Annotated in this window: 12 protein-coding genes; all 12 read right to left on the reverse strand. The window is 47.6% G+C overall.

Annotation, left to right across the window (positions count from 1 at the left end; translation table 11 throughout):
* Positions 1-91: 91 nt before the first annotated feature.
* The 12 genes from AC5S3R_RS08315 to AC5S3R_RS08370 all read right to left on the reverse strand — a co-directional run bounded on the left by AC5S3R_RS08315 (position 92) and on the right by AC5S3R_RS08370 (position 14,181).
* On the reverse strand, positions 92-1,429 hold the full coding sequence (locus AC5S3R_RS08315) for a protoporphyrinogen/coproporphyrinogen oxidase (protein ID WP_494266556.1): 1,338 nt from the start codon (positions 1,427-1,429) through the stop codon (positions 92-94).
* A gap of 33 nt (positions 1,430-1,462) precedes the next feature.
* Positions 1,463-2,593, reverse strand: a complete 1,131-nt coding sequence (rfbG, locus tag AC5S3R_RS08320) for a CDP-glucose 4,6-dehydratase (protein WP_494266557.1) — start codon at positions 2,591-2,593, stop codon at positions 1,463-1,465.
* A 2-nt stretch (positions 2,594-2,595) separates the two neighbouring features.
* A complete protein-coding gene (locus AC5S3R_RS08325) occupies positions 2,596-3,933 on the reverse strand; it encodes an NAD(P)H-dependent oxidoreductase (protein WP_494266558.1) in 1,338 nt (445 codons plus the stop codon).
* Positions 3,934-4,040: 107 nt separating this feature from the next.
* Positions 4,041-4,694 carry a PIG-L deacetylase family protein gene (locus AC5S3R_RS08330; protein ID WP_494266559.1) on the reverse strand — a complete coding sequence of 218 codons (654 nt, stop codon included), beginning with the start codon at positions 4,692-4,694 and terminating at the stop codon, positions 4,041-4,043.
* The gene (locus AC5S3R_RS08335) at positions 4,682-5,518 is read right to left on the reverse strand and encodes a sugar phosphate nucleotidyltransferase (RefSeq protein WP_494266560.1); all 837 of its coding nucleotides are present in this window, start codon (positions 5,516-5,518) and stop codon (positions 4,682-4,684) included. Before AC5S3R_RS08335 ends, AC5S3R_RS08330 begins: the two co-directional genes overlap by 13 nt.
* A 71-nt stretch (positions 5,519-5,589) precedes the next feature.
* Entirely contained in the window at positions 5,590-6,120 is a 531-nt protein-coding gene (locus tag AC5S3R_RS08340) for a dTDP-4-dehydrorhamnose 3,5-epimerase family protein (protein WP_494266561.1), read from the reverse strand.
* A 105-nt stretch (positions 6,121-6,225) separates the two neighbouring features.
* The gene (locus AC5S3R_RS08345) at positions 6,226-7,164 is read right to left on the reverse strand and encodes a CheR family methyltransferase (RefSeq protein WP_494266712.1); all 939 of its coding nucleotides are present in this window, start codon (positions 7,162-7,164) and stop codon (positions 6,226-6,228) included.
* A gap of 189 nt (positions 7,165-7,353) precedes the next feature.
* Positions 7,354-9,264, reverse strand: coding sequence for an asparagine synthase (glutamine-hydrolyzing) (asnB, locus tag AC5S3R_RS08350; protein ID WP_494266562.1), 1,911 nt, complete (start codon positions 9,262-9,264; stop codon positions 7,354-7,356).
* A gap of 17 nt (positions 9,265-9,281) precedes the next feature.
* The gene (locus tag AC5S3R_RS08355; protein ID WP_494266563.1) at positions 9,282-10,538 is read right to left on the reverse strand and encodes an AGE family epimerase/isomerase; all 1,257 of its coding nucleotides are present in this window, start codon (positions 10,536-10,538) and stop codon (positions 9,282-9,284) included.
* Positions 10,539-10,550: 12 nt separating this feature from the next.
* On the reverse strand, positions 10,551-11,474 hold the full coding sequence (locus AC5S3R_RS08360) for a glycosyltransferase family 2 protein (RefSeq protein WP_494266564.1): 924 nt from the start codon (positions 11,472-11,474) through the stop codon (positions 10,551-10,553).
* A gap of 31 nt (positions 11,475-11,505) precedes the next feature.
* Positions 11,506-12,600, reverse strand: coding sequence for a GHMP family kinase ATP-binding protein (locus tag AC5S3R_RS08365; protein ID WP_494266565.1), 1,095 nt, complete (start codon positions 12,598-12,600; stop codon positions 11,506-11,508).
* 54 nt (positions 12,601-12,654) lie between these two features.
* Positions 12,655-14,181: a lipopolysaccharide biosynthesis protein gene (locus AC5S3R_RS08370; RefSeq protein ID WP_494266566.1), complete on the reverse strand. Its 1,527-nt coding sequence runs from the start codon at positions 14,179-14,181 to the stop codon at positions 12,655-12,657.
* Between the last annotated feature and the right edge of the window lie 43 nt (positions 14,182-14,224).

Here is a 14,224-nt window from a genome sequence, read left to right on the forward strand (position 1 = left end):
TCTTTCGTATGAAATACCAGATATTTTCAATCGACTGCCGCTCACGGACTAGAATCATGCTGCTTCTAGTCCGCCACAACAGCGCTATTGGTTACGTCTGCGATAAAGGGGCCAAGTTCCGTACGCTTGATTGATCGATGACCTTCTGCGCAGCTTTCTCGCCACTGATAAATGACTCATCGGTCCACATATAGCCCCAATCTCCATAGCGGCCGCAGTATGCAATTCCGATTTCGTCGAGATAGCCATGTACTGTTTTAAGCGCCGCAGCCCGATCAAGATCAAAGATAATGTTTGCGTACTTCAGTAGCATCGCGCCACGAGACAGTATCTGGTCGTCTTCTCGTAAGAGACCACAGCGGCGAAGATCACGGATCACCGGTTCAATCCAATCCTCAGGAGAACCAGTAAGGGGCTTGTACTTATCGGAGAAGTATACTTCTGCCTGGATATTCCCACACCCTTCAGGAACGTTTGTGGCAGAGAGCATGTGAGGAAAACCAAGCCGTGTAAAGCAGATATCCTCATCATAAAAATAGGTCATATGAGCGTTGGAAATATCAGCGCGATTCACGCCTATATTTACAAGAACACAAGTAGAGCAAGCCAGTAGCTTAGATGCCTCAACAACTTCCTTCGGCGCACCCTGAATCATGGCAGTAAGATCGGGAAGCGGGACAGAAGAAACCAATCCATCGTACTGCGTTACATGCCCATTGGAAAAAGTCAGTTGCTGAGCGCGAGGATCGATGGAGACAAGCTTGTGATTCAATTTGAGATTCCCAAGCGGAACAAATTTATTCAAATACGACATAAATCCACCATTGCTCGGATAGCGAAAGTGAGTGATGTAATGGACGTGTGGCGCAGAAGGAGAAATAGCCCCCCGTAACACTTCTTCCAGGCTTGGACGGTAGATACGTGGTCCCAGCCAGTCTGTACTCATGTTCTCAGCTGTCGTTAAATGATATTTCCGCGTGTACTGCATCGGAAATAGCTCTGCAAATGTTTTGCCTAAACTTGATACCAACCAGTCAGCATAATTATTAATTGGACGCTCGGGAGCTTTGCTCTCTTCAACGAAATCCTTAATCACATTGATAATGACATCTTCCGGAAGTCCATGAAGATGCACTTGTACTGGATGCTGTGGCCAATAACCACGCCAATAATTGTTGAGTTGTATCTGGAGAGTCTCGTATTGCTGATTCACGCTGTCGGCAAAAATCTCCTGAATCCGAGAGTCCTTGGTAAACGAGATGTGCGGGCCTACATCAAACAGGAATCCTGTATCGGATCGAAATGACGCTGTATGGCCGCCATAATATGTGTTCTTGTCATACATCACGGGCGTAATGCCTTCGGCATGGAATCGATAGGCGGCTCCGAACCCGGCCATTCCAGATCCGATAATCACGACATTAGACATTTACAAGCTCCTCTTGTTTGAAGTACACAGGTTCTATTTAGCGACCGTTGCAAGATCACAACTGCTTGAACATTCTTCGTAGCGCTCGATTTGAGAGAGAGTTATAGAGCGCAGATCTGCGCCCGACTGAAAGACGCGGTACCATTCAACAATCCATCCCAGGGCTTCACTCAGTGGGAGAATGGGATGCCATTCAAGAATGGATCTTGACTTTGAAGTATCCAACTTTAAGAAGTGAGCTTCGCGTGGATGCACAGCACCATCGAGGCTCCACGATGCAGCTCCTCCCCACAACCTGGTGACCTCATCAGCTATCCATGAAACAGGCTTGGCGTCTTCTTCCGCAGGGCCAAAATTCCAGCCGGATGCAAAGCGAGATGGCTCTTCAGCAAGCCGCTCAGCAAGCAGAAGATATCCGCGAAGTGGTTCAAGCACGAACTGCCATGGCCGAATAGCGGAGGGATTACGAATCAGGCAGGACTGGCCAGTCAGAAATGCACGCAGCAGATCAGGAATGAGTTGATTACTTGTCCAATCTCCTCCCCCGATTGCATTGCCGGCACGCGCGCTTGCCAAAGCAACACCATGATCCTCGAATGTGGCAGAAGAAAAAAATGACTCCCGATAGGCCGTAGTTACGAGCTCCGCACATCCCTTCGAGTTTGAGTATGGGTCTTTTCCTCCCATTGGCTCATTCTCGCGATACCCCCAAACCCACTCCTGGTTTGCATAGCATTTGTCGCTGGTGACATTGACAAATACACATGGGTGCTTGAGCTGCCGAACAGCCTCCATGACATGTACCGTGCCCATAACATTCGAAGAATAGGTTTCGACGGGGTTCTCATATCCATGACGCACAACGGACTGTGCGGCCATGTGAATAACTACATCAGGGCGGCGCTCAGCCACCACGTCTCTCACCTTTTCAAAATCTCTGACATCGGCAAAAACGGAGCGAACCACATTAGCAACTCTTGCCTGCTCGAACAAATTAGCTTGAGTCGGTGGGTCAAGTGCGTATCCGGTAACATTTGCGCCCAATGCATTTAACCATAGGGAGAGCCAGCTTCCTTTGAAGCCTGTATGCCCGGTCAACAGGACCTTACGCCCTTTCCAAAAAAAACGATTCGGCATGCCTGATTCCACTTTGGCGAATTCCATTCTCACAAGGACCTTCCTGCTGTAACCAGCTGTGTCGAAGTGTCCTCAGATATCTCGGACTGAACTGCCCATTTTGCCATTTGCTCACGCCAAAGCGATTCAGCAATCCCGCCTGGAAGATTCTCTACATCGTTGAATGTGACGACTGAGTCTTTAGCAATATCGCGCTTCAATATGCATCCCGCAGAGAGGCCAATTGGCAATGCTGACACTGCACGAGCTTCCAAACTATTTTCGATAAGCCCATAGGAACAGAAACCTCCGATACCGTCGAGCTGCTCACCTGCTTTTAGATCACGTTTAGCGACTGCCACCACTTCGCAAACTGGTCCATCAATAGGAGCAACCGTAGGATCACGATGAACAAATGCACGGCCGATCGTAGATGCTATCTGGATATGGGGCAGATGAAACGGCGTATAAAAAACATAGAATGGCCCATCGCCAATTTTGTAATAAGAAAGTTGAGCTCTCTTGAGTGGAGATTCTTCATGAACAATAACGAACGCTCCTGTGTGGGGAGCTGCGCCAAGAGCATAATCAACAAGGCCAGTGCTCAGTAGCTGTTCCGTAGGGAGCAAATTCGCCATTTCCCGAACATATTTGCAAGCTGGACCATACATTCCTCGGCGTCCTGCCCGAAACCCAGTGGCATTAGCAAGAACCGTTGCCTCCATGGATAACTTTGTTGCATCCGCAAACGATGTCACCTTTCGCGCATCCTGGTCGTTCTTCTCCGCGAATGCGCGCTGAGTTTCCGGGTTTCGATAATAATCGACCATGCCTTTGAGATTGCCGGCAGCTACTGGACGGAGCCCTAACGAGCGAAGATAGCGAAGCAGAGTCATAGCAACTCCTGGCTCGTCTCCATCTGTATGCGTCAGAACTACTCCTGCCTCGTCTGCCTTGGCCTTAAGAATTGGGCCTATCAGAGAGTCCAACTCGGCGTTCACGAGAACAACATGTTTACCGTGTTTGAATGCATCAAGAACTACACCGGCTGCAGGTTCAATGCTGCCTGTCGCTTCTACCAGTAGATCGATGGCATCGCAGGATGTCAGTACGTACGGATCATCAGTCAGTACTGGCGTCTGATGAGAAATTGCTGCATCCGCATCTGCAGATGACGCCACATTGCGCCACTCGGTAATCCCTGCCTCCAGAAAGGCTCGTTCACCATGCTCCAAAGTTCGATTTGCGATTGCAACCAATCGAATCCCAGGAACAGGAGTGCCGAGTTGCAGTGCAATAGCACGTCCGGTTGCACCAGCCCCAACCATTCCTACGCGAATCGGGTGTCCTGAATTTTCCAACGCCTGCAATGCTGTGTCAACATTCATAATGAGCTCCGGTATTTAGAAATGCCATCGGCCGAGATTCACCATTACCTGGTGCCGACTCAGCAATCTAAAACTTATTGTGTAAGGAATTGTGTTCTTAATCGCGATCAGAGAACCATCTTGCGACAATAGAAAGCCTCTGCGTAGCCACTGGGAGAATTACATTCCATTCCTCGCAGACGCATGAGGGAACGGAATGTCTCTGGCTCAAACCAACGCTTTGTTTGCTGCGACTGAAAGGCTTCCATTAAAAATGTAACTTTTTTCTCGTACTGCTCTGCAGACAACGGAACAAACACGCATGGTTGCCCCATATCACCATCGTATTTTGGAATTTCATATTCGAGAATCAGATGGTCACGAAAAGTATTCCAGGTAAGTTCAGCAAGCAGTTTATGGTCTTGATGTGAATCTTTCCGACTATGCGTAAAGATTAAGTCCGGTGAAAACTCTTGCTTCACCTTCTCAAAGACAGCCTTTATATCGGCGCCAACAAATGGCATAAAGCCATCTTTAAATGCCTCAATCTGTGGCCCGCCCGCAATGGATTTCCCCGCGAATAATTCCGCGGCATGCTGAGCTTCGCTGATCCGCCCCCCCCCCGCACTAAACACAACCCAGCGAATGATGCATTGCGGATACTCCTGCAGCAGTCGAAGAATTGTGCCACCACAACCAATCTCGATATCGTCTGAGTGTGCCCCCAAACACAATATCTTAAGCGGCTCCGATCTTTCCTCTGATAATTTTAGGCGACGCATAAGGCCTGAACCGATGCTGTGTTTTTATGATGACCATTGCCATTTTTCTTCCAAACTTCCCACGGAGCAACTCCAGCCGTGCACAGGCTATCCAGATGTTGCTTATCTTTGAAAGTGTCCATGCTTGCCCAAAATCCATCGTAGGTGTAGCCAAGCAGTTGTTTCTCTGCAATCAAACGCTGGAACGGCTCAACAACCAGTTCTTCTTTCTCGTGGATGTAATCGAAGATTTTCTTCTTGAAAATGAAGGAACCTCCATTAATTCGCAACGAACCGTTATTGATGGCATCTATCCCCGAAACCAGGTTTCCGGCACTTTCCTCCACTGATACGACGTGATAGCTGAGGTTTGGCCGGACACAAAGGAAGCTCGCTACTTTGTCATGTCCGTGGAAGTGATCCAATTGCTCAGTGAGCGGAAGATCTGTTAGACCGTCACTGTAGTTGGCTAAGAATTCATCTTCGCCTTCTAGGTATTTCTCGACCGCCTTTAGACGCTGGCCAATATTGGAATTGATTCCAGTATCCGCGAAGGTAATCCGCCAGTCGTGAATATCGCTATTGTAGAGCTCAAGATTTTTTCCGCCAGCTGACAATACAAAATCATTCGAGACGCATTCACTATAGTTCAGGAAAAAACTCTTGATAGCATCTGCACGATGTCCAAGGCACAAAATGAAATCTTTGTGCCCATAGTGAGCGTAATACTTCATCACTTGCCAAAGAATCGGCCGATTACCTACCGTCACCATTGGCTTGGGAATTGTCTCCGAATAGTCACGAAGCCGCATGCCCAAACCACCACAGAATAGTACGACTTTCATTACTGCCTCCTTCTTGTGTTTTCCTTAGAGGAAGAGAGAACCTGCTTATGATTGGCTGAAATTATGGCTATCTATTTCTCGATCAAAGGCCAACTGGAGTCTTGACTGGAGATCGCAGCAACAGGAAGTGGCCAATGGATATTAAACGCTGGATCATCAAACCGTACGCCCCGCGCTGCGCCTGACGTGTAATAGGCAGATGTCATGTAGTGCATCTCGGTGTTTTCTTCAAGTGTCTGGTAGCCGTGTGCACAAAGTTCAGGAACATAGAGCATGCGGCCATTCTCAGGAGTCAACACCACTCCATACCATTTGTGATACGTGGGAGACTCCGGCCTGAGATCGAGCACAACATCAAACATCGCTCCTCGTGTGCAGCGTACGAGTTTGGCTTCCGATGCTGGTTCCTCTTGAAAATGCATGCCTCGGACAGTTCCTCGGAGAAAACTAAATCCCATATTTGCCTGCACAGGGCTAAATTCCAGACCATTCTCCTCAAACTCGCGCATACACCATGCGCGCATGAAATGTCCTCTGTCATCCGCCCGCGGATCCGGATCAATTAACTTTGCACCTATGACATCACAATCAGAGAATCGCATTTAGCCACCATTTATAACTGGGAATGAATAAAGGATAATCAGTCTGAGGAACGACAAAAGAAATTGAACAGCACCGTCGCTACGCAACAAGATATTGACCTCTATTTACGCTGCTATCCCTACCTGAAAGACTGACGCATAGCGAATTGCATGATCAGGATTTTCATTACGGTATGGCTCAAGCCCCCAATATTCCAGTGGCCATCCCATTCTTATCGATGAATCCCCGTCATGAATCTCTTGTATTAATTTGGTAACAGGTTTCCAGTTAAGCGACCTGGCTACCTTGGTACGAACATCTAAGTCAATCCCCGACACGAAAATGAATCCGCCCGGTTTAACCATGTTCGCGATGTTACGTAAGCATTTCTCAGCATCGTCTGGCTGCATATGACAGAGAAATCGATTGGCAACAACAATATCTTGGGGGCCAAGTACATCTACAAGTTTCGGATCGCCGGCGTCATCATTGCGCCATGTAATGCCTTGACGTAACCATGGCTTGATCCTTGCTTCATCCCCATCTATGTCACAAATAGTCTCCAGTTCCTCTGGAGTCATTCGCTCAAAGATTGGCGCACCTTGATCGCGATGTGTATTCCGAGCAACATCTTCAGCATTCACCGCACTATTCTGGCTCTTCCCTGCTCCTGCGTCGAGCGCTCCACGAAAATATATGCCCTTCTCTGCAAACGAAAGAATTTCATCCGAGATATCGATGGCCTGCACAATAACATTCAGGTCGGGTCGTGCCTGTCGGATTGCCCAAAGGGCGGAGTATACCTCTGCACCTTTACTGCAAGCCAGCACTGTTATCTTTAACGTAGACTCGTTTGGCCTTGCATCTGCGAGAGAGCGCATTAACTCCAGTTCTGGTCTATTCCTAAAAAAGAAAGTCGCAACATACTGCTTTCGTTCTGCCTTCTTGCATACCAGGCGATGAAGATGGCGTCCAAAGGCGTACCCAATCGATGTACGTCGAACGGACCCCGGCAAGTACTTCCAGACACGTATCGCTTGATTTGAGTAGAACCTCGTAGACATGTTAAAAACCGTACGCCCCCCCTTGAGATACACGTTCTCTCTTCACATCATGCTGGTGATACCTGTAGCACGTGTGCAGATTGCCCGATTTAGTTATGTTTTGTGTTCTTGATTAGCCTTCGCCTTTAACGAAGGTATTTCCAGACACAAATGCCGTTATTTTTTGCCTCTATAACTTCATTTGTAAGCTCAACATGCCGGCATAGAATCAAGCACTGGTGACACGCGCTGGAAGCTTTGTATTCTGAGCCATTCTTCAAAAACCATAAGGCTGAAAAGCACCTTATGATAGTCTCCCTGTCCAGACTTGTGTATCCGAAACATCTGCTGAACTGCAGATGGACGCAGGTATTGATACAAGAGCGAATGAGAATCCATAACAATGTCCGCGAGCTTCGATTGCATGGAGCCGCGGAACCAGTCATCAACTACATTTACTGCGAAGCCTCGCTTCTTTCTCCGGAGAATCTCACTCGGGAGATACCGCTCAGAAACCTGACGGTGCACCCACTTCTGGGCTCCGTTTCGAACTTTAAACTTTGCCGGAAGCCTTTCAACATATTCAACAAGCTCTCTGTCAAGATATGGAACTCTTACTTCCAGACTATGAGCCATCGAAAGCTTATCGCCAAACATTAAAAGCTCATCTGGTAGCGTTGAGCGCATTTCAAGAAATTGAAATCCGCCTAAATCATCTATCTCCTGGGAAAGTGGGATAGCATCACTCCAGCACGCAATCAGGGCATCTCCTGCATCACCATTCAGCAGCCCGTCTTGGAATAAGCTTTCAATTTCTCTTCCTGGCAACAGAGACAATACCTGCTGATATCTTTGTATACGGTCCTTCGTATTCAGCGAATAGATGCCTCTTTTCAGCATTTCGTTGCGCGGAAGAGCATTGATCGCCGCTGTAACAGGAGTTCGAAGACATGCAGGCATCGAACTCCAATAGGCGCTATAACGAACCCCCAGATGCCGTCGATAACCTGCAAAAAGCTCATCAGGGCCTTGCCCTATCAAGGCAACTTTCACATCTTCTCGCGCTCGTTTACAGACGAAATACATAGGCACAATCGAGGACGATGCAATCGGCTCTTCCAAGCAAGAGACAATAGCAGGCAATGCGGTCTCGAATGTTTTCTGGTCAAGCAGAACTTCGGCATGCTGTGATAAAAAATGCGATGCTGTTCTGGCTGCTCCTATCAATTCATCGTCAGCAAAGCTGCTTCCATATCCAACGGTATATGTTCTCCAATCTTTTCCGTACAGATTCATCAAGGCCAGAAGAAGCGATGAATCAATGCCCGCACTCAACAGGAGCCCCACGGGAACATCACTGATTAGGTGCCTTTTCATGGCACTTTTATAGAGTTCTATAAGTTCGTCACAGACTTGCTCATCAGATTTCGGAGGAGAGAATGGCGTCGGTTTGTATTTGTACCAGTGACGAATGTGAGCGGTTCCCGCTTCACATATCAGCATCGTACCCGGCCCGAGTTTGCCGACCCCCTGAAACATAGTATGAGGAGAGGGGGTATAACGATACCGCAAAAAAAGATTTAGAGAAAGCGGATCTACCTCTGGAATTTCATTCGTGCCAGCCAGAACAGCACGAATTTCCGAGCCGAAATAAAGACATTCAGCCGTCAGCTTATAGTAGATAAGCTTAATTCCAAATGGATCTCTCGCTAGCACAAGCCTTTTAACTCTGGCATCCCAGATGGCAAGGCCAAACATCCCATTCAAATGATTTAATACATCGTCGCCCCACTGTTTATAGCCATGCACAATGACTTCCGTATCTGACTTAGTACGAAAAACATGCCCATAGCTCTCCAGCTCACGCTTGAGTTCCAGAAAGTTATATATCTCGCCGTTGAAAACGACCCACACTGACTTCTCAGCATCGGACATTGGCTGATGCCCGCCGGCCAAATCGATAATAGAAAGCCGCCTGAATCCCAACCCTAATGAGCCGTCGATGAAATAACCAGCATCATCGGGTCCGCGGTGCGAAATGCTATTCGCCATGCACTCAATATCGCGGCGAGATACTGGCGCATGGTCGGCAAAATTGTATTGACCGCATATTCCGCACATAGCAGGCTGCCTTGAAATTAGTTGATGAAGTTATCAGTTGTTTTATCTGCGTCAACGTACAACAAGAAGCAGAGGCTTCGGAAGAATTGAGATTGCGCCCAGCGATGCATCGGCGTATTGTCCCAACCGAACAAGAGCTTGCGGGAGCGGAATGAACCATCAGGCTTTTGCCATTCTGAGAAATTGATGGTCCGCTGCAAGGCCGCATCTAATAAAGGAAAACGCCCCTTCAATAAGACAGCCAGATTGATGCACTCTGCACAATCGTAAAGCTCATTCCGATATACGGTAAGACGAGGTCTACGGGAGAAAGGCTTAGGCAAACCATCTTTGTCAAAAAGATTGTTTACGTAATAATTGACACCGCGTTCAATAGCCTGAGTACAGGCCTTATTTCCATTGATTGCTTCTATCTTCGCAAGAGCCTTCAACACAAAACATGTGTGAAAATGATCGACAAAGTCCCTTTGACCATCCGTAGAGTAATACCATGAACCATCGGCGTTCTGGGATTCCAAAACAAAATTCAGATTTCTCTGCGCAACAGATTCGTATTTTTCTTCTGAAAAATCCACTGCCGCTCTCATTAAGAGAAATGCTCTATATGCGCTGGCATTGATAACTCCCCCAGCATCCTTTGGATCTGGATTATAAGAACAACTGGACGCACTCTCCGAGGTACGATAATCATGGTAATCATGAAGTGCATGCTCCGCGATTGACCGCATGATTTCTCGCCATTTCTTATCTCCATCTATCTGATAGACATTCAGAAACGCTTCATAGGCATAAGGAACTGTCGTAATGAGTGGAGTTCCGGAGCGCATGGTTCCGGTCCGTGTCTCCCAATCAAACGGATAGCCCCAGCAATAATGTTTAAACCCTGGGCAGCGTGTTTCTTCTAATACGTTGAGAAAATGAACTGCGCGCCTGTAGTAGCGTTCATCTTTGAGAGCTGATGCGAGGAACGCAAAGCCCATTGCATAATGCGCATCGGCAATAGGTAAGCGCTGCTTCTTCCAGAAAAGGCAGCGTGCAGATGGCACAAAGGCCTCTGCAAAAATCATGGGAGCAACTGCGAGTGTTCCCAGGCGAGGCTTTCTGTAATACAGTGCTTTCGCTTTACGGCCCAAACTGCTAGCAAAAAAGCTCTGATGGTCATAAGATGTCTCACCATAACTATCGAGCCAGTTGATAAAGCGCAGCATAGCATCTTGTACAGACGCATATTTGTTATGTGAAATATTCTCTTGTTGAATCGCTACTGAAGCCATTGTTCCCTCCTGTTAGCTCTCGGAACTCGGCCGCGGCTGAAGATTGTTGATACGCTTCAATGTGAATACGGAGATGAGAATAGATTTAAGTTTCTGCATCTGCTCTTTACGATGGAATTGCATCAGTTCTTTTGAGACAGAGCGTTGTTGGCGAGTCAATATAGCCCAAAGAAACCCCAAACCTAAGGCAATCCCGTCGACAATATACGGCGGCTTCGTCATGCGATAAGCTACGCGGAATAGTTCCCAAATTGGATGCCCTCCAAGGTAATAATCTTTCTCTCCATATGAAAAACTCGAAGCAAGACGACTACGCTCTGCAGTTCCGAGCCTTCTATGGTGAAAGAAAGATTTTTCCCGATAAGAACGTGTTTTCCATCCAATCATTCGCGCATGTGTAACAGCCATCCAGTCGATTCCACCCGCTTTGTTTGGCTTGTAGCCGCCAATCTGCTCAAAGCATTCTTTGCGAAACATCTGGCATTGCCCGGAAACATGTATTTGTCCCTCAAAGCTGTCAGAGTTAGAGCTGTATCCATGTTCCTGGAATGCTGTTCCGGCAACACCAAGGTCAGGATTCTGAATGAACTTATTCATCAGGAATTCAAAATGATCAGCATCCAGTGAAACGTCCCCGTCCAGATTACCTATAACTGCATAATCTATGTCCTTCACTTTTTCCTGCCCCATCTGGAACGCATATACCTTGGCTGCGAAATTTCGCTCCAGGCGAACAGGAAGGTCTACTAGCGTAATCCATGGATTATTTTCAAGATATGGACGGACCTTTGCCGATGTATTATCGGTCGAGCCATCATTAACAATCACCCACCGCTCTGGACGAACTGTCTGCTGAATGACAGACTCAAGAGTCTTCTCAATAAAGGCTTCCTCATTGCGAGCGGGAGTAATAAGAACGTAGGGGCAGTTAGTCATCGTTTCACCTCAAGGAGCTTCCCACTCAACGTTAGCTCCGCGCCAGCGCAAGCTTCCCAGAATTATCGTTGAGCGTTGTAGAGAAGTTGTGGGCATAAATTGAGTCCCGGTGATTGGCAAGCGACTTCTCATATTCTTCTTCGGGCTCATACACTGCGACATGGCTGCCTCGTGTAGAGAAGGAAAACGGAACACATAGCAGATTCTTGAGATTCGCCTTGAGTGCTTCTTTCTGTTCAGGCTTCACATAAAACAGCATGAAACCTCCTCCTCCTGCACCCAGAAGCTTCCCACCCAGGGCTCCCGCACTCAATCCAGCCTGATAAATCTCATCTATGGCGTTGTTAGAAATTTTGCTGGTAAGAGAGCGTTTAATCTGCCAGCCTTCATGCAGCAGCTTGCCAAACTCATTCAATGACCGATTCCGATTTGTCAGAATCGCTTCTCCCTCACTTACAAGCTCAAGCATCATATTTAGTTCCTGCTTCTTGTGTGGCGTTACCTTGAGCTGCTCTTGAGCAATTTCTGAGGCTGTTCTGGAAAATCCTGTAAAGAAAAGAACCAGATGTTGTTCCAAGTCAGCGAGTCGCTCTGAAGAAGCCAATACAGGCTTAACTTCAATAGAGCCGTTAGTCGAAAAGTTTATCCGATTAAATCCGCCATAGGCCGCACTTACTTGGTCTTGCGCGCCCACCGCCTCTAAGAGCAAGTTCTGTTCTACGTGAATTGCTTCAGCAGCCAAGGTACGCTTATCGCGCATCTGATTTTTAAGCGCATAGAGCGCGTGCAATAGCCCAACTGTAAAAGCTGAGCTCGTGCCTAAACCAGTACGAGCCGGAAGGTCAGCTACGTGATGTACCTCTACGCCCTCGTCGATATTGAGAAATTGAAGGCATGCACGTACCGAGGGATGTGCAATGTCTCCATTTTTCGCAACATTTTCAACCTTCGAATAGGACACCCTACTGTGATGTTCAAAAAAGGGAGGCAGATATCGACACGTTATGTAGCACGACTTATTGATAGTCGTTGACAGTACAGAGCCCCCATATTGTTGATACCAGACAGGGTAGTCAGTGCCGCCGCCAAAGAACGATATTCTCAAAGGGGTACTTGTGATAATCATTTTCTTATCCTTTAGTCTGAAAGAAGGGTCTGTGCACGGGTCTGGATTCTGGCATCAGTCCAGATTTTCTATGAGCGAGGCTTGCACTGGCATTGCTCTATGACTAAGAAGCATGAGTAGTGCTCTAGTCTCTTCTCTCACTGGACGGAGAAGAAGCATACTCAAACATCCGCCTGTAAAGGTCAGTGCTATAAGTAGCAACTGAATGACGGCTGATGAACTAGCGATGCGAGACAAAGCTAGTTCGCCGGCAGCTATGCCTGCCAAACAAGTTATCACCGGATACAGAAGTTTCCATCCTAGCCGCTGTAAAGTTATCGAGGTTCCACGGAAGCTATAGCTCAATACCCAGGGGAAGATGAGGAGCGTCACAGAGGCTCCTGCAAAGGCTACCTCTTTGACGCCGAAGGGAAGAGCGAGTGCGTAACTCGCAATCATGATGGGACAAACAGCTCCGGCGAGTTTTAGTAGACGCTTAGATTCTCCACGGCTAATTAAGAGCCAGACCAATGACTCATATATAAGTTGACCAATTGCGGAGATGGAGAGAATCTTGAAAATGGGTGCTGCCTCATACCATTTCCCTCCAAGGGTGAGCACAATGATAGGCGCAGCAGCAACAAATAAAAAGCCGAATACTGGAGCCGCAATCCACATAATCAAGTTAGCTGTTCCCAGATAAAACTGAGCCAACCGCTCCGGATCATCCTGGGATCTGCTAAATGCCGGAACAGCAACGTTCCGCGCGGGCCCAGTAATCTGCCGAACTGGCAGAAGAAGTAAATTAAGTGCTCTCGAATACAGTCCCAGCGGACCTGCTCCCCAATACCATCCAATCAATACGCTATCTACACTGTGAGTGGTGTTCAACACAAGATACGAAGCAGCAACATTTCCGCCAAAAGCTACCAGTGAGCGAATCTTTGCCTTTCTATCCGGAAGCCCGGGAACCCAGCGAGCCATTCCCCATGAAAGCACCATCTGTATTCCGTTCAATATTAAAGGCATGATAACGATTGCCCAATATCCCGCCCCTTTCCATGCAGAAAAAATAGCAATCGGCACAGCCACCATATACGAAATCACATCTCGGATGGCCATTAAACGAAAGCGCATCTGTCGCTGTAGGAGCGCATTGTGTTGTACGCGCAAGCCGCCTATAAGAAATGTGATGGAACTGATGAACGTAATGTTTTCTAATCTCGGATCTCGATAGAACCAGGCCAGCACAGGGGCCAGTGCTACTGTAATGACAGTCAGTAAACAGCCAATGCCTAAGTTAATCCAAAAAAGCGTGCTGACCTGTTTGTGATTTATATCAGGATGTTGAACTGTCGCCTCAGAAAGTCCAAGTTCTGCAAAGGCCTGGCCAAGACCTGTGATAACTGTAATCATGGCCACTAACCCAAAGTCCGCAGGCACAAGTAAATGTGCAAGAACCACAGTAGAGATGGACTGCATGATGAATTGCACCCCCTGGGAGGCAAGCGTCCATAATCCACCACGAATAGACCGCTGTTTTAAATCTGCATGTAAATGATCCGTGCTTAATGGATCTAGCATTATGTGCGAAGCCGACATCAGTAACTCATTAAGACAAACGCGAAGACATAAGTGAATCGAT

The organism is Occallatibacter sp. FHG110214_02, assembly GCF_059115385.1.

Bases quoted from the DNA above. Each gene is read 5' to 3' on its own strand.
- AC5S3R_RS08365 (WP_494266565.1), bottom strand. From the start codon at position 12,600: ATGATTATCACAAGTACCCCTTTGAGAATATCGTTCTTTGGCGGCGGC.
- AC5S3R_RS08335 (WP_494266560.1), bottom strand. From the start codon at position 5,518: ATGAAAGTCGTACTATTCTGTGGTGGTTTGGGCATGCGGCTTCGTGAC.
- AC5S3R_RS08370 (WP_494266566.1), bottom strand. From the start codon at position 14,181: ATGTCGGCTTCGCACATAATGCTAGATCCATTAAGCACGGATCATTTA.
- AC5S3R_RS08315 (WP_494266556.1), bottom strand. From the start codon at position 1,429: ATGTCTAATGTCGTGATTATCGGATCTGGAATGGCCGGGTTCGGAGCC.
- AC5S3R_RS08360 (WP_494266564.1), bottom strand. From the start codon at position 11,474: ATGACTAACTGCCCCTACGTTCTTATTACTCCCGCTCGCAATGAGGAA.
- AC5S3R_RS08345 (WP_494266712.1), bottom strand. From the start codon at position 7,164: ATGTCTACGAGGTTCTACTCAAATCAAGCGATACGTGTCTGGAAGTAC.
- AC5S3R_RS08325 (WP_494266558.1), bottom strand. From the start codon at position 3,933: ATGAATGTTGACACAGCATTGCAGGCGTTGGAAAATTCAGGACACCCG.
- asnB (WP_494266562.1), bottom strand. From the start codon at position 9,264: ATGTGCGGAATATGCGGTCAATACAATTTTGCCGACCATGCGCCAGTA.
- AC5S3R_RS08340 (WP_494266561.1), bottom strand. From the start codon at position 6,120: ATGCGATTCTCTGATTGTGATGTCATAGGTGCAAAGTTAATTGATCCG.
- AC5S3R_RS08355 (WP_494266563.1), bottom strand. From the start codon at position 10,538: ATGGCTTCAGTAGCGATTCAACAAGAGAATATTTCACATAACAAATAT.
- rfbG (WP_494266557.1), bottom strand. From the start codon at position 2,593: ATGGAATTCGCCAAAGTGGAATCAGGCATGCCGAATCGTTTTTTTTGG.
- AC5S3R_RS08330 (WP_494266559.1), bottom strand. From the start codon at position 4,694: ATGCGTCGCCTAAAATTATCAGAGGAAAGATCGGAGCCGCTTAAGATA.